This window comes from Ferrovibrio terrae (assembly GCF_943371255.1).
GTDB classification, from domain to species: Bacteria; Pseudomonadota; Alphaproteobacteria; order Ferrovibrionales; family Ferrovibrionaceae; genus Ferrovibrio; species Ferrovibrio terrae_B.
Window position 1 is genome coordinate 1 of record NZ_CALRUC010000041.1, and the last position, 24,198, is coordinate 24,198.

20 protein-coding genes are annotated in these 24,198 nt (G+C 64.6%); 8 read left to right on the forward strand and 12 right to left on the reverse strand.

Annotated features, from left to right (window positions below):
• The 4 genes from argE to AAG799_RS10675 all read right to left on the reverse strand — a co-directional run.
• Nucleotides 1-875: acetylornithine deacetylase (gene argE / locus AAG799_RS10660; protein WP_341895812.1), on the reverse strand; the 875-nt coding region annotated here is incomplete at its 3' end.
• An 8-nt stretch (nucleotides 876-883) separates the two neighbouring features.
• On the reverse strand, nucleotides 884-1,867 hold the full coding sequence (locus AAG799_RS10665; protein WP_341895813.1) for a tripartite tricarboxylate transporter substrate binding protein: 984 nt from the start codon (nucleotides 1,865-1,867) through the stop codon (nucleotides 884-886).
• 99 nt (nucleotides 1,868-1,966) lie between these two features.
• Entirely contained in the window at nucleotides 1,967-2,881 is a 915-nt protein-coding gene (locus AAG799_RS10670; RefSeq protein ID WP_341895814.1) for a LysR family transcriptional regulator, read from the reverse strand.
• A gap of 85 nt (nucleotides 2,882-2,966) precedes the next feature.
• Nucleotides 2,967-4,229 carry a UbiH/UbiF/VisC/COQ6 family ubiquinone biosynthesis hydroxylase gene (locus AAG799_RS10675; protein ID WP_341895815.1) on the reverse strand — a complete coding sequence of 421 codons (1,263 nt, stop codon included), beginning with the start codon at nucleotides 4,227-4,229 and terminating at the stop codon, nucleotides 2,967-2,969.
• Nucleotides 4,230-4,351: 122 nt separating this feature from the next.
• Here AAG799_RS10675 and AAG799_RS10680 point away from each other — a divergent pair, with 122 nt between their 5' ends.
• From AAG799_RS10680 to AAG799_RS10700, 5 genes are all read left to right on the forward strand, one after another.
• Entirely contained in the window at nucleotides 4,352-5,212 is an 861-nt protein-coding gene (locus AAG799_RS10680) for a DUF1194 domain-containing protein (protein ID WP_341895816.1), read from the forward strand.
• Nucleotides 5,213-5,379: 167 nt separating this feature from the next.
• Entirely contained in the window at nucleotides 5,380-6,342 is a 963-nt protein-coding gene (glpX, locus tag AAG799_RS10685; protein ID WP_341895817.1) for a class II fructose-bisphosphatase, read from the forward strand.
• A gap of 19 nt (nucleotides 6,343-6,361) precedes the next feature.
• Entirely contained in the window at nucleotides 6,362-8,002 is a 1,641-nt protein-coding gene (locus AAG799_RS10690) for an alpha-D-glucose phosphate-specific phosphoglucomutase (protein ID WP_341895818.1), read from the forward strand.
• A gap of 37 nt (nucleotides 8,003-8,039) precedes the next feature.
• Entirely contained in the window at nucleotides 8,040-9,698 is a 1,659-nt protein-coding gene (gene pgi / locus AAG799_RS10695; protein WP_341895819.1) for a glucose-6-phosphate isomerase, read from the forward strand.
• Between the two features lie 70 nt (nucleotides 9,699-9,768).
• A complete protein-coding gene (locus AAG799_RS10700) occupies nucleotides 9,769-10,911 on the forward strand; it encodes a hypothetical protein (RefSeq protein WP_341895820.1) in 1,143 nt (380 codons plus the stop codon).
• A 67-nt stretch (nucleotides 10,912-10,978) separates the two neighbouring features.
• On the opposite strand, the gene AAG799_RS10705 is transcribed toward AAG799_RS10700, so the two are convergent.
• The 3 genes from AAG799_RS10705 to AAG799_RS10715 form a co-directional block, all read right to left on the reverse strand.
• The gene (locus AAG799_RS10705) at nucleotides 10,979-12,394 is read right to left on the reverse strand and encodes a hypothetical protein (RefSeq protein ID WP_341895821.1); all 1,416 of its coding nucleotides are present in this window, start codon (nucleotides 12,392-12,394) and stop codon (nucleotides 10,979-10,981) included.
• A complete protein-coding gene (locus tag AAG799_RS10710; RefSeq protein ID WP_341895822.1) occupies nucleotides 12,391-13,398 on the reverse strand; it encodes a hypothetical protein in 1,008 nt (335 codons plus the stop codon). The genes AAG799_RS10705 and AAG799_RS10710 overlap by 4 nt, the downstream gene beginning before the upstream one ends.
• Nucleotides 13,399-13,579: 181 nt before the next feature.
• A complete protein-coding gene (locus AAG799_RS10715) occupies nucleotides 13,580-14,008 on the reverse strand; it encodes an NUDIX hydrolase (RefSeq protein WP_341895823.1) in 429 nt (142 codons plus the stop codon).
• Nucleotides 14,009-14,073: 65 nt separating this feature from the next.
• Between AAG799_RS10715 and AAG799_RS10720 the strand changes: the two genes are divergently transcribed.
• From AAG799_RS10720 to AAG799_RS10730, 3 genes are all read left to right on the forward strand, one after another.
• On the forward strand, nucleotides 14,074-15,297 hold the full coding sequence (locus AAG799_RS10720) for a cytochrome P450 (RefSeq protein ID WP_341895824.1): 1,224 nt from the start codon (nucleotides 14,074-14,076) through the stop codon (nucleotides 15,295-15,297).
• Nucleotides 15,298-15,403: 106 nt separating this feature from the next.
• Nucleotides 15,404-16,861, forward strand: coding sequence for a CHASE3 domain-containing protein (locus tag AAG799_RS10725; protein ID WP_341895825.1), 1,458 nt, complete (start codon nucleotides 15,404-15,406; stop codon nucleotides 16,859-16,861).
• Between the two features lie 18 nt (nucleotides 16,862-16,879).
• Nucleotides 16,880-17,329, forward strand: coding sequence for a response regulator (locus AAG799_RS10730; RefSeq protein WP_341895826.1), 450 nt, complete (start codon nucleotides 16,880-16,882; stop codon nucleotides 17,327-17,329).
• Nucleotides 17,330-17,396: 67 nt separating this feature from the next.
• On the opposite strand, the gene AAG799_RS10735 is transcribed toward AAG799_RS10730, so the two are convergent.
• From AAG799_RS10735 to AAG799_RS10755, 5 genes are all read right to left on the reverse strand, one after another.
• Nucleotides 17,397-19,730 (reverse strand): xanthine dehydrogenase family protein molybdopterin-binding subunit, encoded by a 2,334-nt coding sequence (locus AAG799_RS10735; RefSeq protein ID WP_341895827.1) that lies wholly within the window; start codon nucleotides 19,728-19,730, stop codon nucleotides 17,397-17,399.
• A gap of 151 nt (nucleotides 19,731-19,881) precedes the next feature.
• Complete coding sequence (locus tag AAG799_RS10740; protein ID WP_341895828.1) at nucleotides 19,882-21,153, reverse strand: MFS transporter; 1,272 nt, start codon at nucleotides 21,151-21,153, stop codon at nucleotides 19,882-19,884.
• Nucleotides 21,154-21,155: 2 nt separating this feature from the next.
• The gene (locus AAG799_RS10745; RefSeq protein ID WP_341895829.1) at nucleotides 21,156-22,316 is read right to left on the reverse strand and encodes an acyl-CoA dehydrogenase family protein; all 1,161 of its coding nucleotides are present in this window, start codon (nucleotides 22,314-22,316) and stop codon (nucleotides 21,156-21,158) included.
• Between the two features lie 99 nt (nucleotides 22,317-22,415).
• Entirely contained in the window at nucleotides 22,416-23,177 is a 762-nt protein-coding gene (locus AAG799_RS10750) for a TIGR02186 family protein (protein WP_341895830.1), read from the reverse strand.
• A gap of 5 nt (nucleotides 23,178-23,182) precedes the next feature.
• Nucleotides 23,183-24,106, reverse strand: coding sequence for a sulfite exporter TauE/SafE family protein (locus AAG799_RS10755; RefSeq protein WP_341895831.1), 924 nt, complete (start codon nucleotides 24,104-24,106; stop codon nucleotides 23,183-23,185).
• Nucleotides 24,107-24,198: the final 92 nt, after the last annotated feature.

The following is a 24,198-nucleotide window of genomic DNA, read 5'->3' on the forward strand; positions in this document are numbered from 1 at the left end:
CCGGCATGGGTCGCCTGCATCGCCGGCTCCAGTTCGGCCTGGGCAAAGGCGCGCAGCTCAGTGAGCAGGCCCGCCGCATCATCGCCGGGCACGGTGCGCAGCTCGAACAGCAGCTCGGCCACCGCCGGCACCACATTCAGCGCCGTACCGCCGCGCAGGACGCCGACATGGGCTGTCGAATAGGGAATGTCGAACAGCTCGTCGCGCCGGCCGGATGCTTTCAGGCGCCGGCCGAGTGCCTGTACCGCGCCGGCAAAGGCCGCGGCATATTCGACCGCATTGACGCTGCAGGGCGCCAACGAGGAATGGCCGCCGAGCCCGGTCACCGTGACCCGGGTGTTGCTTTTGCCCTTGTGGCCGATCACCACATCCATGCCGGTCGGTTCGCCGACAAAGCAGCCGGCAAACCGGCGTTCCGACGCGGTCAGCCGCGCGAGCAAATGCCGCACGCCGACGCAGCCGACTTCCTCGTCATAGGAGAAAGCAAGATGCAGCGGCCGGCTGAGCCGGATTGCGCTCATCACCTGCGCCCTGGACAGGCAGACGGCGAGGAAGCCCTTCATGTCGGTGGTGCCACGCCCGTAGAGCCGGCCGTCTTCCCGACGCAGCCGGAACGGATCGGAGGACCAGCTCTGGTCATCGACCGGCACGGTATCGGTATGGCCCGACAAGATATAACCGGGCGGACCCTCCGGGCCGATCGAGGCGATCAGATTGGCCTTGGTGCCATCATCATTTGCAACCTGCTCGATGCGGAATCCGAGTCCCTGCAGGTAATCGCCGATCCAGGTCATCAGCGGCAGGTTGGATTTCGCGCTGGTGGTATCGAAGGCCACCAGTCGCGACAGGATATCCAGTGTTGTGTGCAAAGACATATGACGCGTCAGTTCGCCGTGGCGCCGGTGGCTTTCACAATCGGCGCCCACTTGGCCTGCTCGGTGGCCAGCAGCTTCGCCGTTGCCTCAGACCCGCCCGCCACAACGGTGGCGCTGAGATCGGACAGGCGTTCCTTCAGCGCCGGATCGCCCAGCGCCTCGACGGCCGCCTGGTTGATCTTTGCGACGATCGCGGCCGGTGTTTTCGCCGGTGCCAGCAGAGCAACCCAGCTGTAGCCGATGAAATCCGGCAAGCCGACCTCAGGCGCCGAGGGCACATCCGGCAACTGCGGGATGCGTTGCTCGCTCGACACCAGTAGCGCCTTCACCGCGCCGGAACGGATATGGCCCAGCGAGGTTGGCACATTGTCGATCATCAGTTGCACCTGGCCACCGATCAGATCCTGCATCGCCGGCCCGGCGCCACGATAGGGCACATGGGCAATATCCACTTTGAGCAGGTTGGCAAACCAGTGACCCTGCAGATGACCGATGCTGCCATTGCCCGGCGAGGCATAGCTGGCCTTGGCGGCATTGGCCGCCACCCAGGTCTTGAAATCCGCCATCTTCGCCGGCACCGAGGGATGCACCACCAGAACATTCGGCACATTGACCAGATGGGTGACCGGCGCAAAATCCTGCTTCACATCGAAGGGCAGCTTGGCATACAGCGCCGGATTGATCGCATGCGTAGACACTGTAGCCGCCAGGATCGTGTAGCCATCCGGCTCGGCCTTGGCCACCGCATCGGACCCGATGATACCGCCACCGCCGGTACGGTTTTCGACGATCACCTGCTGGCCGATGGTTTTGGTCATGCCCTGTGCCACCAGACGCGCCACCACATCGGTCGAGCCGCCGGCCGCAAAGGGCACCACGATCTTGACCGGACGCGACGGATAGGCCTGTGCCAGAGCAGTGTCTGTCATGGTCACTGCAAGGGTGGCGGCCAGAGCAGCCGCAATCGTCAGTCCGGATTTGCGCATCATCATTGTGTCTCCCCATCGGTCAGATGCGGAAACGATGCCGAAGCCGCCGGACAGCGTCCAATCGCGACTTGCTATAGGGGTATTTGCCCGGCGAATAGACGCTCAGCCGAGGCGGTGACGTCCGACCTGATCGAGCGCGACTTTGCGCAGGGCGGCAACGAAGGCGGCGAGCGCCTTGGTCGGCGGCCGATGCGCCTTGAGGATGCCGAAACTGTTCGGCACCGTGGGCTCGAAACGCCGCAGCACCAGATCGGGCGATTCATATTCGCTCGCCATGAAGGCATTGATGAGCGCCACACCCAGCCCGGCGGCACTGCAGCCGCAGGCGGCTGCCGAGGTACCGGTCTCGATGCGGATATTCGGCACGACACCGCTGGCTTCAAACACCTTGTCGAGGCGAATGCGCGCCGGGTATTTGCGGGCAATGGTGATCAGCGGCTCGTCCTTCAGATCGGCCGGGCCGATGGTCTTGCGCCGGGCCAGCCGGTGGCGTTTGGGCAGCACGCAGACTGTGGGTACATCGATCAGTGGCACAACGTCGACACCAGGGTGACTGACCGGCAACAGCGACACGGCAAGGTCGGCCTGATCGCCGGCAATCAGTTCGGCGGCATAATCCGTTGTCCGCATGTCGATGACGATGCGCAGCGCCGGATACTGCCGGGCAAAGACGGCAATCGCCGCCGGCGTGAATTTCGCCGACAGGCTGGGCGAGATCACCAGCCGGATCGGCCGGGTTTCCGACTGGCCCATGCGGCCGGTGAAATCGGACAACTGCTGCAGCCCGTCGAAGGCCCGTTCCACTTCATCCAGCAGCGCCCGCGCCTCGTCGGTCGGCACCAGACGGCTGCGCTCGCGCCGGAACAGCACCAGGCGCAAGCGGGCTTCCAACTCATTGATGAGCCGACTGACCGAAGGCTGCGACAGATTCAGCGCCTTGGCCGCACCGGTAGTGGTGCCAGCCATCATCACGGCCCGAAAGGCCATGAACTCACGCAGATTGAGCGGTGCGGCCATGTCCTGTCCCCCGGGGCTGTCGGCGTCTACCAATCCGGGCCAGGGCAGGACTTGTCAAGCCGATGCCCGCAACCACCGTACGGCGTCAGACCAGCAGCTCGCCCTTCAGCAGGCGGGGCAGGCGGCCGATGTCGCCCATGGCATGGCGCATGAACAGCTTCTTGAGCGGCCCGATGCGGTTGACCACGCCCAGGCCCAGGTCGCGGGCGAGCCGCAGCGGCGCGATATCGTTGGAGAACAGCCGGGTCAGGCCATCGGTGACGGCACCGAGCACGACATTGTCGACCCGGCGCCAGCGTTCGTAGCGATCCAGCACATCGACGCGGCCGATATCGAGACCAAGCCGGCGCGCCTCGACCACGGCTTCGGTGAGAGCGGCGATGTCGCGCAGGCCCAGATTGAGCCCCTGCCCGGCAATCGGATGGATGCCATGGGCCGCATCGCCGATCAGCGCCATGCGATGGCCGCTATAGCGGGTGGCCAGCATGAAACTGAGCGGATAGGACCAGCGCGGGCCAACCACGTCGCAGGCGCCATAGCCGGTGCCGAAGCGCTGGCGCATCTCGGCGGCGAAGCCCGCGTCATCCAGTGCCATGATGGCAGCGGCGCGTTCGGTCGGCTCGGTCCAGACCAGCGATGATCGATGCGCGCCTTGCGCATCGTCGGTCATCGGCAGGATGGCAAACGGCCCGGCCGGCAGGAAACGCTCCTGCGCCACGCCCTCATGCGGTAATGCGTGCTGCACGGTGCAGACGATACCGGTCTGGTCATAGGCCCAGTCGATGGTGCGGATGCCGGCATCGCGGCGGATGACGGACTGGCGGCCATCGGCACCGATCACCAGCCGGGCGCGGATCTGCCGGCCATTGGCCAGATCGAGCACCGCCGGCGCGCCGGAGCCCGGTTCGCCATAGCTGATCTGCCGCGCCGTCATCGGCGCGATGAGTTCCAGGTTCGGGGTATCGGCGATGGCCGCCTGCTGGGCCAGGCGCATGACCCGGTTCTCGACCAGATAGCCGAACGGGTCGCTGCCCAGATCGCTGTGGTCGTAATGCAGGAACAGCAGCGAGTCGCCATCCGACACCCGGATATCCCACATCGGCTGTGCCGCGCTGACATGGCGCCACAGGCCAATCGCTTCCAGCATGCGCTGGGAGGCCAGCGCGATGGCCGAAACCCGCCCATCGAAGCTGGCCGCCGTGGCCCTGGCCGGATCCTCGCGGTCAATGACAGCCACCGAAATGCCGTGCCGGGCCAAGGCGATGGCCTGGGTGAGCCCGTTCAGGCCGCCACCGATCACGGCAACGTCGAACAACTCGGCAGGGGCGGCAGCAGGGTCCGGTGTCATGGCCGGCATCCTCGGCACCTGCCCCGGCCTTGTCCAGCGCCGGGCCGGATTCGGCCGGGCAAAGAGACGTTTTGCCGCAATTTGCTTGGACGCGGGCCACGGCACGTACTAGCCTTTGAGCCATGCCGTTCAAGCCGCTGACCGCCCTGGTTCTGGCCTGGCTGACGGGCCTGCCGCTGGCCGCCCTGCCTCTCCAGGGACGGGCCGCAGAGCAGATGCCCGTCGATCTTGAATTGGTGCTCGCCGTCGACATTTCCGGCTCGATCGATGCCGATGAAGCCAAGCTGCAGCGCGAGGGCTATGCCCGCGCCCTGATCGACAAGGATGTGATCAAGGCAATCAGGGGCGGCATCCATGGCAAGATCGCCATCGCCTATTTCGACTGGTCTGACTCCTATGTGCAGAACGACGTTCTCGACTGGGCCCTGATCCATGACGAGGCCAGCGCGCAGGCGGTGTCACGTCGCCTGCTGGAACAGCAGACGCGCACGGCACGTCGCACCAGCATTTCCGGCGCTATCAACCACGCCATCCCCCGCTTCGGCAGTGGCCCCTACAAGGGCATGCGCAAGGTGCTGGATATCTCCGGCGACGGGCCGAACAACGATGGCGGCCCGATCGACCTGGCTCGCGACAAGGCACTGGCCGCCGGCATCGTCATCAACGGCCTGCCGATCATGAACGGCAAGGTGAACACCTGGGGTTTCCCCGTGCTGGAAGACCTCGACCGCTATTTCGAAGGCTGCGTGATCGGCGGCCCCGGCTCTTTCGTGGTGGTGGCCGAGGGCTTCGACACTTTCCATGAGGCCGTGCGGCGCAAGCTGATCCTGGAGATCGCCACCGCGCCGACCGTGCCGCCGGCCTGGCAGCGGATCGGTCCCGCCGTGACCCACAAGGCCCAGTCGGGCTACCGCTATCCCAAGGGCTGCGATATCGGCGAGCGGCAGAGCCAGGAATTCTGGCGCCGCCGCTTTGACCAGTAGCCGGCAAAACCGCCCGGAAGCCTTCCCGGCCGGCCAAAATCCCGTCGAAGTCACCCGGCCACCGCTTGGCCTCGCCCGGTTTTTGCCGTATTTCCAAGCAATAAACCGACCGGATAGAAAACCATCCCGGCCCGAACCGATCTGACCCTTTCTTCGGAGTATCCCTGATGACCACGCGCCCCGGTCCGTTCGACCGCGCCGATTTCCCGTTCGCGCTCCGCCTTGTCACCGAAGCCGCTGCCGTTGCCGCCCATGCCTGGGTCGGCCGCAGCGCCAAGGAAGACGGCGATGGCGCCGCCGTCGAGGCGATGCGCAAGGCGCTCGGCGAGATCAACATCAATGCCGTGGTGATGATCGGCGAAGGCGAGAAGGACAATGCCCCGCTGCTGTATCGCGGCGAGCGCATCGGCAAGGGTGAGCCGGAGATCGAGATCGCCGTCGATCCGATCGAAGGCACCACCAACATGGCCAATGGCGTCGACAATTCGATGGCGGTGATGGCGCTGGCGCCGCGCGGCGCGATGTTCGATCTCGGCCCCAGTTTCTACATGGACAAGCTGGTGCTGCCGGCCGCCGCCAGGGGCAAGGTCGATCCGGCCTGGCCGGTGAAAAAGAAACTGGACGCCCTGGCTGCCGCGCTGCACAAGCCGGTATCAGAGCTGCGCATCTTCGTGCTGAACCGCAAGCGGCACCACGCGATGATCAAGGAGATCCATGACGCCGGCGCGCGTACCATGCTGCAGGAAAACGGCGATGTCGCCGGTGCCTTCATGGCAGTGCAGAAGAACAGCAGCGTCGATGCGCTATTCGGCACCGGCGGCTCGCCCGAAGGCATCATCACCGCGATCTTCGTGCGCGCCATGGGCGGCGAGTTCTTTGGCCGCGTCGATCCGCAGGGCGAGGAGGAAGCCGCCAAGGTGAAGGCCTTCGGCCTCGACAGCAGCAAATGGATGGCGGGCAGTGCGCTGGTGAAGAGTGACGATGCCGTATTCGTCGCCACCGGCATCAATTCCGGGCCGGTCTGCCGCGGCGTCACCATCGAACATGGCATCGCCTTCACCCACAGCGTGATCCTGATGGCCAAAACCGGCGCGCGCCACGATATCTCCAGCCGCTTCCCTGTCGCCTGAGCAACAGCAAGAGTCCCGCATGACGCTGCGCGAAGTCGCGATCAAGCCCTTCGACGGGCAGAAACCCGGCACCTCGGGCCTGCGCAAGAAGGTGACGGTTTTCCAGCAGCCCGGCTATCTGGAAGCCTTCGTGCAGGCGGTGTTCGACTCCGCACCCGAACTGCAGGGCGGCACGCTGGTGCTGGGCGGCGACGGTCGCTTCTTCAATCGTCCGGCCATCCAGACCATCCTGCGCATGGCCGCCGCCAATGGCATCGATCGCGTGCTGGTCGGCCAGCGCGGCATCCTCTCCACGCCGGCAGCCAGCGCAGTGATCCGCCATCATCGCGCGCGCGGCGGCCTGGTGCTGTCGGCCAGCCATAATCCGGGCGGCCCGGATGGCGATTTCGGCATCAAGTACAATATCGCCAATGGCGGCCCGGCACCGGAAGCTGTCACCGACGCGATCTTCCAACGCACGCAGACGATCACACGCTATCGCATCATTGAGACCGCCGCCGAGATCGACCTGGAAGCCATCGGCACCCACAAGATCGCCGGCATGACCGTCGCGGTGATCGATCCGGTCGAGGATTATGCCGCGCTGCTCGCGACGCTGTTTGATTTCGCGGCCATCCGCCGCCTGATCGCCGGGCCGGGTTTCCGCTTCCGCTTCGATGCCATGCATGCGGTGACCGGGCCTTACGCACGCCGCCTGCTGGTCGACATGCTGGGCGCGCCGGCCGCCAGTGTCATCAATGCCGAGCCGAAGGAAGATTTCGGCGGCGGCCATCCCGATCCCAATCCGGCCCATGCGCCGGAGCTGTACCAGGAAGTTGTCATCGATGGCCGGCTCGACTTTGCCGCTGCCTCCGATGGCGATGGCGACCGCAACATGATCCTGGGCAAGGGCATCGCGGTGACGCCCAGCGACAGCCTGGCCGTGCTGGCCGCCAACGCCACCCTGGTGCCGGGCTATGCCGGGGGTATCAGCGGCGTGGCGCGCTCGATGCCGACCAGCCGCGCGTCTGACGCCGTGGCAATTGCGCTGAAGATCGAAAGCTTCGAGACACCGACCGGCTGGAAATTCTTCGGCAACCTGCTGGATGCAGGCCGCATCACGCTCTGCGGCGAGGAAAGCTACGGCACCAGCTCGGATCATGTCCGAGAGAAGGATGGCCTCTGGGCCGTGCTGTTCTGGCTCAACCTGCTGGCAGCCAGACCCGGCGAAACTGTGCTGTCGATCCTGCAGGCGCACTGGCGCCGCTTCGGCCGGCACTATTACAGCCGCCATGACTACGAGGCCGTCGATGCCACACTGGCCGCGGCGGCGCTGGATCGCCTGCGCGCCGGCCTCGCCGCGCTGCCGGGTCATAAGATCGGCGCACTGACGATCACGGCCGCCGACGATTTTGCCTATCGCGACCCGGTGGATGGCAGTGAAAGCAAAGGCCAGGGCCTGCGGGTGATCTGTGGCGAGCAGGCCCGGGTGATCGCGCGCCTGTCCGGCACGGGCACTGAAGGCGCCACCGTGCGTTTGTATTTCGAGTTGTTCGAATCGGACCCGGCACGGCAGAATGACGATGTGCAGGCCCGATTGCAGCCACTGATCGATTTCGCCGAGGCCCAGACCGGCCTTCGCAAGGTCACTGGCCGTACCGCACCGGACGTGATCACCTGAACGAGTTGTAGTTTGAGCGTAGTGTAACGGAGGGTCCATGTCGCTGCCGCCGCCGATCGATCAGACGCCTGCCTGGCGCGCGCTTGCTGCCCATGCCACGGCCACGCGCAACCGGCATATGCGCGAGCAGTTCGCCAATGATCCGGCGCGCTTTGACAAACTGTCGTTCCGCTGCGGCAACCTCCTGCTCGACCTGTCGCGCCAGCGGATCGACAGCGAGACGGTAGAGCTGCTGCTCGACCTTGCCCGCGCCGCCGATGTGGAAGGCTGGCGCGACCGCATGCTGCGCGGCGAGCCGATCAACACCACGGAAAACCGTGCCGCCCTGCACACCGCGCTGCGCCTGCCGGCCGGTGGCAGCCTGACCGTGGATGGTGCCGACATCGCCGCCCTGGTGCAGGGTGAATTGCAGCGCATGGGCGAGATTATCGCCGCAGTGCGCGAGGGCACCTGGCGCGGCATCACCGAAAAGCCGTTCAAGAGCGTGGTGGCGATGGGGATCGGTGGCTCCGACCTGGGCCCGCGCATGGCGCTGGAGGCGCTGACCGCCGACAAGCTGCCCGGCATCGACATCCATTTCGTCAGCAATGTCGATGGCACCGACATTGCGCGTACGCTGGAGAAATGCGAGGCCGAAACCACGCTGTTCGTGATTGCCTCAAAGACTTTCACCACCCAGGAAACCATGACCAATGCCGAAACGGCGCGGTCGTGGCTGCAGGAAAAGCTCGGCCCCGGCATCATCGACTGGCCGCGGCATTTCCTTGGCCTGTCGGCCAATACCGGCGTGCCGAGCAAGTTCGGCATCCGGCCCGAACAGGTGCTGCAGTTCTGGGACTGGGTCGGCGGGCGCTATTCGCTGTGGTCGGCGATCGGTTTTCCCATCGCGCTCGGCATTGGCATGGACAAGTTCCGCGAAATGCTGGACGGCGCGCATGCCATGGACCGCCATTTCGCCACCACGCCGCTGAACGAGAACCTGCCGGTGCTGATGGCGCTGGCCGGGGTGTGGAACGTCAACTTCCTCGGCTCGCCGGCGCTCGCCGTGCTGCCCTATGACCAGGGCCTGTCCAAGCTGGCGCCGTATCTGCAGCAGGCGGACATGGAGAGCAACGGCAAGGGCGTCGACCGCTGGGGCCGGCCATTGGGCTATGCCACCGGACCCATCGTGTTCGGCGAGCCCGGCACCAATGGCCAGCATGCCTTCTACCAGCTGCTGCATCAGGGGCCGGAAGTCATCGCCTGCGATTTCATCGCGCCGCTGAAGAGCCGCTATCCGATCGGGCGCCACCACGACATGCTGCTGGCCAATGTCTTCGCCCAGGCCGAGGCGCTGATGCGTGGCCGCACCCGCGCCGAGGCCGAGGCTGAACTGCGCGCCGCCGGCGCCGATGATGCGACCGTTGCGCAACTGGCGCCGCACAAGGTGTTCCCGGGCAACTGGCCGAGCACCACCATCCTGCTGCCGCAGGTCGATCCCTACCACCTCGGCATGCTGATTGCGTTGTACGAGCACAAGATTTTCGTGCAGGGCGCGATCTGGGGCGTCAATTCCTTCGACCAGTGGGGCGTCGAACTGGGCAAGCAGCTGGCCAAGCCGATCCTGGAAGAGCTGACCGATGCTTCGGTACAGCATCCGCATGACAGCGCCACCAGCGGCCTGATTGCTCTGGCGCGCAGCCAGCCCCGGTCGTAATCTGGCCGCGCCGGTCGCGGTGGGGTGATCGGCAGGTCCGGGGCTATCATCATTTGAGAGTGCGGCCGCCATGAGCGAAGCCGATGCCGTGCGCCAAGACGCGGTCAAACAGGGTATGCGGGAAATCGATTTCGTCCTGCATTCCTCCTGGCGCCTGGGGAAAACCATTGTCGCCGGCTGGAGCCATGATGGCCGCCGGGCCAGTTTCTGTTTTTCCGAACCCTATATGGTACTCGGCAGCGCCGAAGAACTGCCGCGCCTGGTGCGCGGCCGGCGCCTGATGGAAGCCCCGGTCTTCGCCGAGACCTGCAAGATGCTGCGCGCCCGCCCGCTGACCATGGACCTGCCCTTCACCGTCGGCACCGGCAAGGGCGAGGTCAATCCGCTGCTGATCGAGAATCTGGTCAAGCGCTATACGATCAGCGCGACCGAGAGCCGCGCCGTGATCCTGTTCGATATCGTCAGCTTCTCCAAGCACACGCCGCTGGAGCAGGTGGCGCAGCTCTCCTCACTGGAATATTCGATCAACTCCGCCGCCAAACGGCTCAACCAGGTGGGCCTGCGCACCGAACTGGCGCGCTCGACCGTGGGCGACGGCTTCTATGTCTGGAATCGCGGCGAAGGCGTCGATGCCGATCTGCGCAGCTGGCTGGCACTGCTGCTGATCCTGGCCGACAATGCGCTGGCGCGGCAGAAGGGCAATGCGAAACTGGTGCCCACGTTACGTGCTGCCTTCAGCATCGGCAGCCATTTCTCCTACCACCAGGTGGAAGGCACCACACCGCGCGGCTTTGAATATATCGTCGGCGAGGTCACCATCACGCTGGCCCGCATCATCGCCAAGGCGCTGCCGGGCCAGATCCTGATCGGCCAGTTCCAGCGCGAACTCGGCGGCGTGGCCGGCACCAGCATCGAGACGCTGGGCTTCCTCGCGCGCGCCGAACAGGTGGCCAGCTCCCTGTCGGGACTGGAGGTCGGCCATGCCGCCCTGTTGGGCCTGCGCAGCATCACCACGACGCCCGGTGACAAGGCCGGTATCGCGGTCTACCGCATCGGCGACAAGCACGGCTATACCCATCAGGCCTTCAACACGCGGGTGACGGTGGAGCGCGAGAATTGCGACCCGTTGATGCTGGGCCGCACCGGCAGCGATCTGGCCGGCTTCGCCGCCGAGCCGGCCGCCTATGATGCGAAGGCCGCGCTGAAGCGTTAGGCCGAGGCCGTGACACCGCTGGCGCCGGCAAACAGCATACCTTCGACATCGCGGAGGAGAGACGGCATCAGGCCGGCATCTTTTCAATGGCAGCGAGGCCATCCTTCATCAGCTTGCCGGCAGCAGCACCGCCGCTGACCAGTTCCAGCATGCGCACTGCACCATACAGCTGCTGCCGCGCTGCGTCCTTGCCCAGTGCATTCAGCTTGCCTGACTTGATATCGGCGATCAGCGTGCTGCCGCCCTGCTCGATCTGGCCGCCCAGCTGCTTCAGCGTGTTGCCGACATCCTTGTCGGCGCCGATCTCGCCAGCGACGCGCGCAACCTTCTGGATCGCATAAACGCGATCCTCGGCCTGCAACTTCGCCGCGAAGATTGCTTCCTTCACTGCCGCTTCCTGGCCCAGCTCGATGGTCGTCGGCGTCGCCAGCGCATCGAGAATCTTGGTATCGGCACCAGCCAGCACACCGGTTTTCACCATGTCGCGCAGTTTGCCGCCGGCCGCATCCATCTCGGGTTGCGGGCCTTCGGCCATGCCATCGGCCTTCAACCGGCCGATCATCACCACGAAATCATCGACCATGCCGGCGATATTGCCGGCTTCCATCTTGGCCGTATCGGCACGGCCGATCGTCTTGAAGAACCGCTTGCTGTCGCCGCTGATCATGCGGCGGGCATACTGGCCGGGCTTGAGACCGGCGATGCCGGTCGGCATTTCGGCCAGCGCATCAAAGATCGGCAGCGCCTGGAACGGATCGCTCAGACGCGCCAGCACGAAGGCGATCATGTAGCCCGGCAGGCCGGCACCGCTGGAGCACAGCTCCGCATAGCCGTCCTTGATCGCCTCGACCTGCATCTCGAGCAGCTTGCCAACCGGCTTCGGCGACATGTCGTCGCGCAGTTTCTCCAGCGCGGCCGCCACTTCCAGAATCCCCATCATATCGACGAGGTCGAGATAGACCGTTTCGCCGCCCAGCTTGCCGACCAGTTCGGCGCGATAGGCCGGATCGCTGTCGGCACGGCTGAGTTCCTCGCGCAGGCGGCGGGCGACAATGCCCCACAGGGTGGCACCCAGCTTGGGGATGCGCGGATCGGCATCGGCACCGATGGCCGGCGCCGCCGAGGCGCGCAGGCTGGCTTCCAGTTCCTTCACGGCGGCCTGATCCAGGCTCTGCACGATAAAATCCCAGCAGGGCGCCAGCGAGGCGCGCGAGATGCGGCCGAACTGCTTGTCGCCGTCTTCAGGGATGATCAGCAGATCTTCGAAAGGATGGCAGCAAATGCGCTGCAGGGTCAGGTGCCGCGGCGGGCGGGTCTTGGCCAGACGCGGCCGCAGCGTGCCAAGCGCAGCATCCGCCAGAGCCGCCGAGAGAATGACCGCACGCGAGCGCTCGATCAGAAGCGTGAGCTGCGCCACCTTCTCATCGGGAATCTCGAACAGCTTGCGCTCGATATCACGCAGCTCGGATGCAAGATCGGTCATATCCGTTTCCGCTTCACGTTCTCGACGCGCCGGACCATCTCGATATCGAGAGAGCCCGAATTCCACCCCTCAAGCGCGCGCACCTGCATGCGCGTATTTTCCTGCATCGCCGCCAGATTTGGCCGGTTTGCGGCTTCCTTATCCGGAATAATGGGCAGAACTCGATAAATTTCCGTTACTGCGGCGCGCTGGTGATCGCGATCCTGCCCTTCGGCGTCCTTCCACAGCAGAAGGATGAATTCCCAGCCGTCCACCGTCCACCACAATCGGTCGATATCGCGCTGCAGCGCCTCGGTGGCTTTCTCCCAATTGGATAGGACACGCTCGGCATACTCGACCGGGCGTATAGCCGCCGCCGCCAGATCGCGGGCGAAATCGTCGGTGAAGAAAGCCACCTTGGCGATGCCGCGGGCCAGATAGGCGGCTTCGGATTTATCGTTGTCGGCCCAGTGATTCAGACTCTGGCCCAGATTGCCGATGCCGCTGATCAGCCGGCGCAGGCGGGCTTCCTTGGGCATGCCCGGCATGCCCAGCGGCGAGATGAACTGGCCCCAGCGCTCCAGGCGATCGTACAGTTCATTGGCCGTGGTGCCGAACTTCTTGGCGATCTCGCCAAGCCCGGAGCGGATACGGTCGCGGCCGGAGGCCGAGGTGAAATCCGAGACATGCAGGGCCATCTGGCCACCGGAAAGTTTTTCCAGCGCCGATTTGAACAGGTAGTACCGGGTCAGCAGAACCTCGTTCTCTTCCTCGGTGATGGCTTCCTCGGCGCTGCGCTGCGCTTCAGGTCCGGCCAGGCCGGTGCGCGCGGTCTCCAGCGTTGCCATGCGCACATCCGGCGGCAGGCAGGAATTGCGCTTGAAGATTTCTTCCTGCAGCGCGCGGTCGTGCATGGTGAGCTGGAAGATTTCGGGCACATCCTTCCAGCGGATGACATAATTGCCCTTCACGCCGGAAAATGCCGAAACGGTGAGTTCAAGATTGTCGCGGCTGTCCATCCGCACGCGTGCCTGATTCAGCGCCGGCGTGGTGAACGCAACAGCCGTCCCGCGCTCCTCGAACTTCGCGGGCTGAAACTGCGACGCGGACCCTCTTGGAAAATTCATCCCCTGCCCGACAATAGATAGCGGAAACCCCACCCCTACTAAACCATAAGGCGGGTGCGGCGCAAACCGCCCGGCCGGGTCAGACCAGCCAGGCGCGCGATTTTTCGATGACCCGGACCGTCTCGTCCCACAGGTCGAATCGGTGCAGGTCGGCCGGATCGACCCAGGCCACGGCGGCGGCATCGTCGCCGGCCACCGCCTCGCCACTGACCCAGCGGGCGACGAAGTCGATGATCGTATAGTGATAGAGCACCTGGCCGCTGGCATCCTTTTGGATCGAATCGATCACCTCGACCAGGCCCAGCAGTTCGATCTGCACGCCGGTCTCCTCGGCGATTTCCCGGTGGATGCCGGCCTGCACGGTTTCGCCCAGATGCTGGGCGCCACCCGGCAGGCTCCATATCCCGGCCCGCGGGGGATTGCCGCGCTGGATCATCAGGACCTGGCCATCCTTCCAGACAATGGCACCGAGCCCGACCAGCGGATTCGGGGGGTATTCACGCGGCATGCCTTTGTCTCCATACTTGGCCGTCTGATGGGCACCACGATAACAAAAAACCGGAGGAAAGACCCGTGACGGTGCTGTTCGATGCCCGCAATGCTGCGGTGATTGCCGACCCGTATCCGGCGCTGGCCCGGCTGCGTGAGGCCGACCCGGTTCACTGGGACGCGAATCTGGGCGGCTGGATGCTGACCCGTTACGACGATATCCGCCGCAGCTTGCGCGATCCGCGCCTGTCGTCGGACCGCATGCGGCCATTCTTCGCCCATCTGTCCGATGAGGCGCGCGGCAGCCTGGCCGATCTTGGCGCCCATATGGCGCTCTGGGCCGTGTTCAACGATCCGCCGGACCACACACGCCTGCGGGGCCTGATGAACCGCGCCTTCACCACCGCGGCCATCGCCGCTCTGCGCCCCAAAGTGGCCGCCATCGTCGAGAACCTGGTCGATGACCTGCTCGCCCAACCCGAGCCCGACTTCATCGAATGCTTTGCCTATCCGCTGCCGGCCACCGTGATCGCCCTGCTGATCGGCGTGCCGCTGGAGGATGTCGACCTGCTCAAGCGATGGTCCGACGATCTGGGCAGTTTCGTGCTGGCCTCGCGGCTGTCGGCGGACAAATACAGCCGCGCCAATGCGGCGATCCGCGAGATGAACAGTTATTTCGGCGATCTGGTGGAGGCCCGCCGCCGCAATCCGGCCGAAGATGTCGCCTCGGCCATGGTGGCAGCACAGGAGCGCGGCAACTTCCTCAGCCGCGATGAGCTGGTGGCGGCCTGTGTGCTGCTGCTGTTCGCCGGCCATGAAACCACCACGCATCTGATCGGCAATGGCCTGCTGGCCCTGCTGCGGCACCCGGAACAGATGCGCCAACTGCGTGAAGGCCGCCATAACGATGCGCTGGTTGCCAACGCGGTCGAGGAAATGCTGCGCTGGGATGGCCCATCCCTGGCCCAGGTGCGCGTTGTGGCGGCAGACTATGAGCTGGACGGGCGTGTCATGAAGGCCGGCGAGCGCGTCTTCCAGATGCTGGCTGCCGCCAACCGTGATCCCGGAACCTTCGCCGAACCCGACCGTTTTGACATTTCGCGCAGCGACAGCAATCGGCATCTCACTTTCGGCTTCGGCATCCATTTCTGTCTCGGTGCGCCGCTGGCCCGGCTGGAAGGCCAGGTCGCTTTCCCGATCCTGCTGGAGCGGCTGCGCGACATCGCCCTGGCCGCACCGCCGGACTGGAGTGACTCGATCGTGGTGCGCGGTCTGAATGGATTGCGCATCCATTGTACGGCGGCCTGACAGCCGAGCCGCCCGCTGCCAGCCTGGGAATGGTGTTTTTGCTTCGGATACGGATATTCTTGGATAAAATGAACAATGTCAGCCCGTTAGGATACCGTACCACGCCGTGAGCATTACCCTGCCCATCATCAAGGCGCGCATCCCGATTCAGGTCGCCCTCCTGATTGGCGGCTTTGCCGTGCTGGTGACGATGAGCCTCACCTCGCTATGGCTGTCGCATGAATCCGACCGTGCCTCGGAAGACGTCGCCCATACGCTGGAGGTGAATGCCGCCATCGTGACCTATCAGGGCGCCTTGCGTCGCGCCGAGAGCGGCCAACGCGGCTTTCTGCTGACCGGCGACCCGGCCTATCTGAACGATTATGAAATCGGCCGGCGCCGGCTGGGTGAAATTCAAAAAGATCTGGAAGCGCTGATCTCCGACAATTCACAGCAGCTTCAGAAGCTGCAGACGATTTTGCCGCCACTGAAGAACAAGCTGGACGAACTGCAGCAGGCCATCGATCTGAAGCAGGCCGGTCGCGAAACCGAACTGCAGGCCCTGCTGCGGTCGAATGCCGGCCTGGACGCCATGAACCAGATTCTGGGGCAGATTCTCTCGATGCTGAACGACGAGCGCAGCTTGCTGAACCAGCGCAGGGAATACTCGGATCGCACCAACATCCTGCTGTTCGCCGTCAATTTCGCCGGCGGCCTGATCATCGCCATCCTGGCACTCGCGTCGATTTCCCTGATCCGCAAGCGCAGCCATCAGCTGGCCCTGGCCCATGCCGAACTGGAGCAGGCCAATCGAGGCCTGGAAGAACGTGTCGCCGAGCGCACGGCCGATCTGCGTGAGGCGAATGACGAGATCCAGCGCTTTGCGTTCATTGTCAGTCATGACCTGCGCTCGCCACTGGTGAATATCATGGGCTTTACCAGCGAGCTGGAAGCCCTGGAGAATGAGATTTTCTCCGATACCGAGATCACGCCGGAACAGCGCGAGATGCAGCGCAAAGACGTGGCCGAGGCGCTGGGCTTTATCAAAACCTCGATCGGCAAGATGGACCGGCTGATCAAAGCCATCCTCAACCTGTCGCGTGCCGGCCGGCGCGAGTTCCATCCGCAACCGGTGTCGCTGGACAATCTGTTCAAATCCCTGATCGGCGATGTCACCCATCGCCTGCAGGAGATCGGTGGCCAGATCGATCTGAGTGCCGTTCCGGATATCGTCAGCGACCGGCTTGCCCTGGAGCAGATTTTTTCCAACCTGATCGACAATGCGATCAAATACCGGCGCGATGACCGGCCGGTGCAGATCGAGATCGACAGCGAGGAACGCGGCAATTTTGTCATCATCCGGGTCGCCGATGACGGACGCGGTATCGAGAAAAGAGACTACGAGCGCATTTTTGAGCTGTTCCGCCGTGCCGGTGCGCAGAATCGCCCCGGTGAGGGTATCGGCCTGGCACATGTGCGTGCCCTGGTGCGGCGTCTGGGCGGCAGCATCCGGGTCGACAGCATCGTTGGACAAGGCACCACGTTTACCGTAATTCTACCGAAGCGGTGGATTGCGGTTGCCTGAGGTCCGAGAGGAAAGGTCATGTCCGACCACACATCAGTAACCATCATCATGATCGAGGATGACGAAGGGCACGCGCGCCTGATCGAAAAGAATATCCGCCGCGCCGGCGTGAACAACGAGATCAAGCCTTTTACCACCGGCAGCAGTGCGCTGGAATTCCTGCTCGGCGCAGACGGCACTGGCATGCAGCATGCGGGCGAAGCATTGCTGATCCTGCTCGATCTCAATCTGCCCGATATGACGGGCGTCGACATCCTGCAGCAGGTCAAGCAAAGCGCCGGCCTGAAGCTGGCGCCCGTGGTGGTGCTGACCACGACTGAGGACCGCCGCGAAATCCAGCGTTGCTACGACCTAGGCTGCAATGTCTATATCACCAAGCCGGTGGACTACGAGCATTTCGCCCAGGCGATCCGCCAGCTCGGCCTGTTCTTCTCGGTCATCCAGGTGCCGGAAGCCGGCCGCGCCTGACGCCATGCCGCAGACATGAAAATGGCGGCCCCCGGGCCGCCATTTCCGTTTACGCCAACGCGGTCGCTTATTCCGCTGCCTGTGCGGTGCCGCGGTTGATGATCTGCCACAGCTTCTGCGGCGTCGCCGGCATGTCGACATGGGTGATACCCAGATCGGCGAGCGCATCGACCACCGCGCTGATGGTGGCCGGCGCCGAACCGACTGCACCGGCCTCGCCCGCGCCCTTGACGCCGAGTGGATTGGTCTTGCACGGCACTTCACACAGGATCACGTCGATATCGGGGAAGTTGTCGGCGCGCGGCAAACAGTAATCGGTGAAGCTGCCGGTCAGCAGCTGGCCGTCGCTGTCATAGACCACATGCTCGTACAGCGCCTGACCAACACCCTGCACCACGCCGCCATGGATCTGGCCCTTGACGATGGTAGGGTTGATCACCTTGCCCATGTCGTCGGCCACCACATAGCGCACCACGGTGGCAACGCCGGTGGCGGAATCGATCTCGACCTCGCAGGCATGGCAGCCATTGGGGAAGGTGATCGCCTGGATCTGGTGATCGGTGGCGGTATCGAGGCCGGCGGCCTGGTCATAGCCCACGCCCGCGCGCTTCCGCGCCTCGGCTGCCACTTCCATGATGCCGATGCCGCGATCCGTACCGGCCACGGCGAAGCGGCCAGCGGCGAACTCGATGTCGCCGGCTGCCGTCTCCAGCATGTCAGCCGCCACCGCCTTGCCCTTCTCGACGATGGCATCCTTGGTCTTGAGGATGGCGCCGCCCTGCGAATAGAGCGAGCGAGCACCACCGGTGCCGCCGCCGGTTGGGATCATGTCGCTGTCGCCCTGCTTGATGCGGATCTTGTCGAAATCGACACCCAGCTGCTGTGACACGATTTCGGTATAGGCCGTCTCATGGCCCTGGCCGGTGGACTGGGTACCGACATAGACATCGACATAACCATCCTCGGCAAAGCGGATCTCGGCCCGCTCGGTCGGCGCGCCACCGGTGGCCTCAAGATAATAGGCCATGCCGATGCCGCGCCGCATGCCGCGCTTGGCCGCTTCGGCGCGACGCGCCTCGAAACCGGCCCAGTCGATTGCCGTCAGCGCCGCCTTCGCGGTGTTTTCGAAATCGCCCGAGTCATAGACCAGGCCCATGGCGCTGGTCCACGGGAAGGCGGAGGCCGGAATGTAGTTCTTGCGGCGCAGTTCGGCGCGATCGATCTTCAACTCGCGCGCGGCGGTGTCGATCAGCCGCTCCATGATGTAATTCGATTCCGGTCGGCCGGCGCCACGATAGGCATCCACCGGCACGGTGTTGGTGAACACGCCCTCGACGCGCGCATGCACTGCCTGGAAGCGATAGACCGAGGACAGCACCTTGGTACCGGCCATCGTCGGTATCATCGGCGCATAGGTGGAGAGATAGGCCCCCATATCGGCAATGTTGTGGATACGTAGCGCCAGGAAATGGTTGTCCTTGTCGAGCGCCATTTCGGCATGGGTGAGATTGGCACGACCATGCGTATCGGTGAGGAAGGCCTCGCTGCGTTCCGAGGTCCACTTGACCGGGCGGCCGAGCGCGCGGGATGCGAACAGGGTGAGCACCTGTTCGGGATAGATGAAAATCTTCATGCCGAAACCACCACCGACATCGGCGGTGTAGACGGCGAATTTCTCGTCCGGCAGGCCGAAGATCTTGGCCAGCAGCTTCTTCTGCACCCAGACACCCTGGGTCGGCACATGCAGGGTGAAACGGCCGGTGTCCTTGTCGAAGGCGGCGAGCGACACGCGCGCCTCCATCGAGGCGACGACGATGCGGTTATTTTCCAGCGTCAGCTTCACGGTCTTGGCCGCGGCGGCAAAAATGCCATCGACCTTGGCCTTGTCACCCACTTCCCAGTCGAACACCCGGTTGTTGGGGGCTTCCGCCCAGATCTGCGGCTGGCCCGGCTGCATGGCCGTCGCCAGGTCGGCCGCGGCCGGCAGGCCGTCGTAATCCACCTCGATCAGCTCGGAGGCATCGCGCGCCAGCGCCGCCGTCTCCGCCACCACGAAAGCGACCGGATCGCCGACATGGCGCACCATGCCATCGGCCAGTGCCGGGCGCGGCGGATCGGCACGCATGGAGCCGTCACGGTTCTTCAGCGGAATGGTGCAGGGCAGGTCGCCGATATTGGCGGCCTTGAGATCGGCAATGGTGTAGACCGCCAGCACGCCCGGTGCCGCCTTGGCCGCGGTGGTGTCGATCTTCAGCACCCTGGCATGGGCATAGGGCGAGCGCAGGAACACGCCATGGGCCTGGCCGGGCAGGCTGATATCGTCGGTATAGCGCCCCTTGCCGGTGATGAAGCGCTGGTCCTCGACACGGCGAACCGGCTGGCTCTGGCCGAACTTGGTCATGCGGGCAGTCCTTTCAGGGAAGACGCGACCCCGATACATCCGGGGCCGTTTCTGGGGGCGGTTTTGCGGTAAATGATAGGCATTTGGCCCATCCTTTCAACCCGTCGGATTGCATCCCTGCAATCCAGGCCGTCGGTCACCGCGCGGTGCCTTACGGGCCATAGGCCCGCAGGGAACGGTAAGTCCAGAACGGCATCGCACCCATCAGGATGCAAACGGCCGAAAACAGGAAGACGCCGGTATAGCCGCCGGTGATGTCATGCAGGATGGCGCCGGTAAAGGTGCCGAAGGCAATGCCGAAGCCGCTGCCCACCATGATGGTGCCGAAGATGACACCAAAGCGCGGGCCGTGGAAAATGCGAGCCGCCGTCGCCCCCACCATCGGGCCGCGGGCACCGAAGGACAGGCCGACCAGCAGGACGAAGCTCCAGAGCAGCAGCGGCGACTGCCACAGCTTGAGGGCCCAGAGCGAGCCCAGCCCGAGCAGGCTGAAGGAATAGGACAGTGCTGCCGAACTGTGCCGGCCGATCCGCGCATCGAGCCAGGAAAAGCCGAGGATACCAACCGGCGTCAACACCCCGATCAGGCCATAGATCGAGGCCGCCTTGAGCGGGGCATAGCCGAGCTCGACCAGATAGGCGACAGCCTGCACCAGCACCGAGAACATGCCCGCCGAGGTGAAGCAAAAAACCGAGGTCAGCCCCCAGAAAGCCGGATTGCGCATCGCCTTGCCGATGGTCCATTCGGTCACCATCAGGGTTTCGACCATATCGCCGTCTTTTTTCGGCGACGGCGGCAGGCGGACCCGGCCGGCTTGCACCACGGGCCAGGACACCAGCAGCAATGCCGGCATCGCCGCCAGCGCGATCACCGCCAGCATGCGATACGCATTGCGCCAGCCCCAGGTCTCGATCACCAGCTGGGCCAGCGGCACCAGCAGCAGCGACCCAACGCCAAGGCCGGCATAGACCACGCTCATCGAGCGCGTCAGGCCGTTGCCATCGAACCAGCGCGCCAGCAGGGCCGAATGCGGCGCATTGCCGAGGGCCGCGGCCGCGCCGCCAACACCGATACCGATAAAGATATACATCTGCCAGACCGCGCCGGCGAAGGACGCCAGCAACAGGCCGGCGATCAGCAGCAGCAGGCCGCCGATATAGAGCTTCAGCGGACCGAAACGGTCGAAGCAGTATCCCGCCAGCGGCGCGCAGATACCGGCCAGCAGCATCTGCAGCGAATAGATCGCCGCGACATCGGCACGGTTCGCCTGGAATTCCGCCGTCAGGGCGAGCAGGAAGGTGGTGAAGGTTTCGCCACTGCCGCGCGAAAGCAAATTCAGCAGGGCGCAGAGGCCGACCAGGATGATTGCGGTGCGTGCCGAATTTTGTGCCGGGCTGCGACTGGCTGATCCGTCTTCCGGCATGATCAGGCGTCCTGGCCGGATTCGGCCTGGCGCAGCATCTGCTTGGCGATCACCAGCTGCTGAATCTGGCTGGTGCCTTCATAGAGACGGAACAGCCGCACATCGCGGTAGAAGCGCTCGACAGCATATTCCTGGATATAGCCCGAGCCGCCATGGATCTGCACCGCGCGGTCGGCCACGCGGCCGACCATCTCGGAGGCGAAATACTTGCACGACGAGGCTTCCATCGACACGGCTTCACCGGCGGCATAGCGCCCGGCTGCATCGCGCACCATGCAACGCGCCGCATAGGCTTCGGTGCGGCTGTCGGCCAGCATGGCCTGGATCAGCTGGAATTCGGCAATCGCCTGGCCGAACTGCTTGCGGTCGCGCGCATAGCTCACCGATTCATGGATCAGGCGCTCGGCAGCGCCGACGCACATGGCCGAGATATGCAGACGCCCGCGATCCAGCACCTTCATCGCCGTCTTGAAGCCCTGCCCTTCCCGGCCGCCGATGATATTGGCGGCCGGCACCTTCGCATTCTCGAAGATCACATCGGCGGTATGCGAGCCGCGCTGGCCCATCTTCTTGTCCGGCCGGCCGATGGTGATGCCCGGTGTCTTGGCCTCGACGATGAAGGCCGTGACGCCGCCCGCGCCCTTGTTGTTCGGATCGGTGCGCGCCATCAGGGTGAAGATGCCGGCATGCGGCGCATTGGTGATGAAGCGCTTGGTACCGTTGACCACATAATGATCGCCCTGCCGCTCGGCGCGCGTCTTCACGCTGGCGGCGTCGGAGCCGGCCTCGGGTTCGGTGAGCGCGAACGAGGCCGTGACCTCGCCGCTGGCCAGCCGGGGCAGCCAGGTTTCCTTCTGCTCCGCCGTGCCATCCATCAGGATGCCCTGGCTGCCGATGCCGACATTGGTGCCGAACAGGCTGCGAAACGCCGGCGAGGTCCAGCCCAGTTCAAAAACCAGTTCGACTTCCTCGGCCATGGTGAGGCCGAGACCGCCGTATTCCTCGGGGATCGACAGGCCATACAGGCCCATCTCGGCAAAGCCGCGACGGATCTCGTCGGGGATGCGGTCTTCGTCAGCGACCTGTTTTTCGAGGGGGACCAGCTTTTCGCGAACGAAACGGCGCAGGCCGAGCCGGGTCTGCTCCAGCGTATCCTTGTCCATCGGGGCACTCACTCTTCCAAAAGGTCTGGCCCAAACTTGGCACAACCGCGGCATGACGCAAGCCGCCGCGCAAAAAACTTGCCGCGGAAACTCAGCCCGTCAGTTGCGCCGGAAGGCGATGGCGGCCAGCCACCCCGACATCACTGCCAGCAGCACCGCCACCAGGCCATAGACCGCCGGTTCCTGCCGCGAGAAATCATAGACCTGCTGCTCGACGCCCTGCTTGTCGATGAACAACGGCGTCGACTGCGCCGCGACGATGCGATTGTCGCGGATCAGATAAACTTCGGTCTGGTAGGTGCCGACCGGAACGGTGGAGGGGAAGCTGATTTCGGTGCGGAACAGTTTGGGTCCGAGGAAATCGATGGCCCCGATGCTTTCGCGATACAGACCGTCCCCCAGCTTCCGCCGCACGATCGCCTTGTGATAATCCCCGACATCTTCGGGGCGCCGGGTGCCGATATAACGGAAACGCAGGGTTTCGGTACCGATCTGCAGGCGCTGCAACAGGCTGATTGGTGCAATGTCTTTCAGCGGCTTGCTGCTGGCGACGGCATAATAGGCCGGCACATTGTCAAAGCTCTCGGACCGCCGGGTCAGCCAGAAGCCGAGCGTCGGCCGTTTGCGGCGCACCACCGATGTGGCGGTCGGGCCACGCACCACCACGACCACATCGCCCGGTTCGTCGATGGCGCCGAAGAGCAGCAGCTCGGTGCCAGTGAAGCTGGAGGTGATGGCAATCAGATGCGACGACAGGTCGGTGATCAGCGGCGCGTCGGCCGGTGCCGGGCCGCGCGGCGCGTTCGGCGTCGCCTGGGCGAGAACATCGCCGGACACCAGCAGCAGCAGAACGGCCAGCATCCGCCTCATCGCGGCCCCGTCTCAAGGAAGAACTGGTCATCCGGCGGCAGGATCAGCTCGATCGCCAGCGCGATGGCAACCGCCAGCACCAGGGCTGCCAGCAGGCCGCGAATCTGTTCGCCGCGCAGCCGTGCGCCATGCCGCACGCCATATTGCGCACCGATCACCGAACCGATCAGCAGCAGCAGGGCCAATGTCACATCCACCGTCTGCGTGGTGATGGCATGCAGCATGGTGACGTTGGCGGTGACGAAAATGATCTGGAACAGCGAGGTGCCAACCACGATGGCGGTGGGCATGCCGAGCAGGTAGATCATCGCCGGCACCAGCAGGAAGCCGGCGCCCACACCCATGATGGCGGCAAGGATGCCGACGAGACAACCGAGCACCAGCGGCATCAATGCGCTGATATAAAGCTGCGACTTGCGGAAGCGCATCTTGAACGGCAGCGCACGGATCAGCGCATGGTCGTTCAGGCGCTTGCGCCGCACGACCGGTTGCGCACTCGGCTTGGCGCGCAATGCGCGAATGCTTTCGGTCAGCATCATGCTGCCGATGGTGCCCAGGATCAGCACATAGGACAGCGCGATCACCGCATCGAGCTGACCCAGGCGCTTGAGCAGCGCGAAGAGATAGGCCCCGAAGCTGGATCCGGCGAGACCGCCGATCAGCAGCATGGTGCCCATCTTGAAATCGACATTGTCCTTGCGCCAATGGGCGTAGACAGCCGAGACGCTGGCCGCCACCACCTGGTTGGCCGAGGTGGCCACCGCCACCGGCGGCGGCACGCCGATGAAGATCAGCAAGGGGGTGAGCAGGAAACCGCCGCCGACGCCGAACAGGCCCGACAGGTAACCAACCGCCCCGCCAAGGCCGAGCAGCAACCAGATGCTGACCGACAACTCGGCGATGGGGAGGTAGATCTGCATAAGTGTGGCCGGACCCTGACGACTACGCGGCGTGGTGCTTCAGCGACTCTCGAAGCACCTTCTGCTTATAAAGCTCTGTCGCCAAACTGCCA

Bases quoted from the DNA above. Each gene is read 5' to 3' on its own strand.
- AAG799_RS10665 (WP_341895813.1), bottom strand. From the start codon at position 1,867: ATGATGATGCGCAAATCCGGACTGACGATTGCGGCTGCTCTGGCCGCC.
- AAG799_RS10670 (WP_341895814.1), bottom strand. From the start codon at position 2,881: ATGGCCGCACCGCTCAATCTGCGTGAGTTCATGGCCTTTCGGGCCGTG.
- AAG799_RS10675 (WP_341895815.1), bottom strand. From the start codon at position 4,229: ATGACACCGGACCCTGCTGCCGCCCCTGCCGAGTTGTTCGACGTTGCC.
- AAG799_RS10680 (WP_341895816.1), top strand. From the start codon at position 4,352: ATGCCGTTCAAGCCGCTGACCGCCCTGGTTCTGGCCTGGCTGACGGGC.
- glpX (WP_341895817.1), top strand. From the start codon at position 5,380: ATGACCACGCGCCCCGGTCCGTTCGACCGCGCCGATTTCCCGTTCGCG.
- AAG799_RS10690 (WP_341895818.1), top strand. From the start codon at position 6,362: ATGACGCTGCGCGAAGTCGCGATCAAGCCCTTCGACGGGCAGAAACCC.
- pgi (WP_341895819.1), top strand. From the start codon at position 8,040: ATGTCGCTGCCGCCGCCGATCGATCAGACGCCTGCCTGGCGCGCGCTT.
- AAG799_RS10700 (WP_341895820.1), top strand. From the start codon at position 9,769: ATGAGCGAAGCCGATGCCGTGCGCCAAGACGCGGTCAAACAGGGTATG.
- AAG799_RS10705 (WP_341895821.1), bottom strand. From the start codon at position 12,394: ATGACCGATCTTGCATCCGAGCTGCGTGATATCGAGCGCAAGCTGTTC.
- AAG799_RS10715 (WP_341895823.1), bottom strand. From the start codon at position 14,008: ATGCCGCGTGAATACCCCCCGAATCCGCTGGTCGGGCTCGGTGCCATT.
- AAG799_RS10730 (WP_341895826.1), top strand. From the start codon at position 16,880: ATGTCCGACCACACATCAGTAACCATCATCATGATCGAGGATGACGAA.
- AAG799_RS10735 (WP_341895827.1), bottom strand. From the start codon at position 19,730: ATGACCAAGTTCGGCCAGAGCCAGCCGGTTCGCCGTGTCGAGGACCAG.
- AAG799_RS10740 (WP_341895828.1), bottom strand. From the start codon at position 21,153: ATGCCGGAAGACGGATCAGCCAGTCGCAGCCCGGCACAAAATTCGGCA.
- AAG799_RS10745 (WP_341895829.1), bottom strand. From the start codon at position 22,316: ATGGACAAGGATACGCTGGAGCAGACCCGGCTCGGCCTGCGCCGTTTC.
- AAG799_RS10750 (WP_341895830.1), bottom strand. From the start codon at position 23,177: ATGCTGGCCGTTCTGCTGCTGCTGGTGTCCGGCGATGTTCTCGCCCAG.
- AAG799_RS10755 (WP_341895831.1), bottom strand. From the start codon at position 24,106: ATGCAGATCTACCTCCCCATCGCCGAGTTGTCGGTCAGCATCTGGTTG.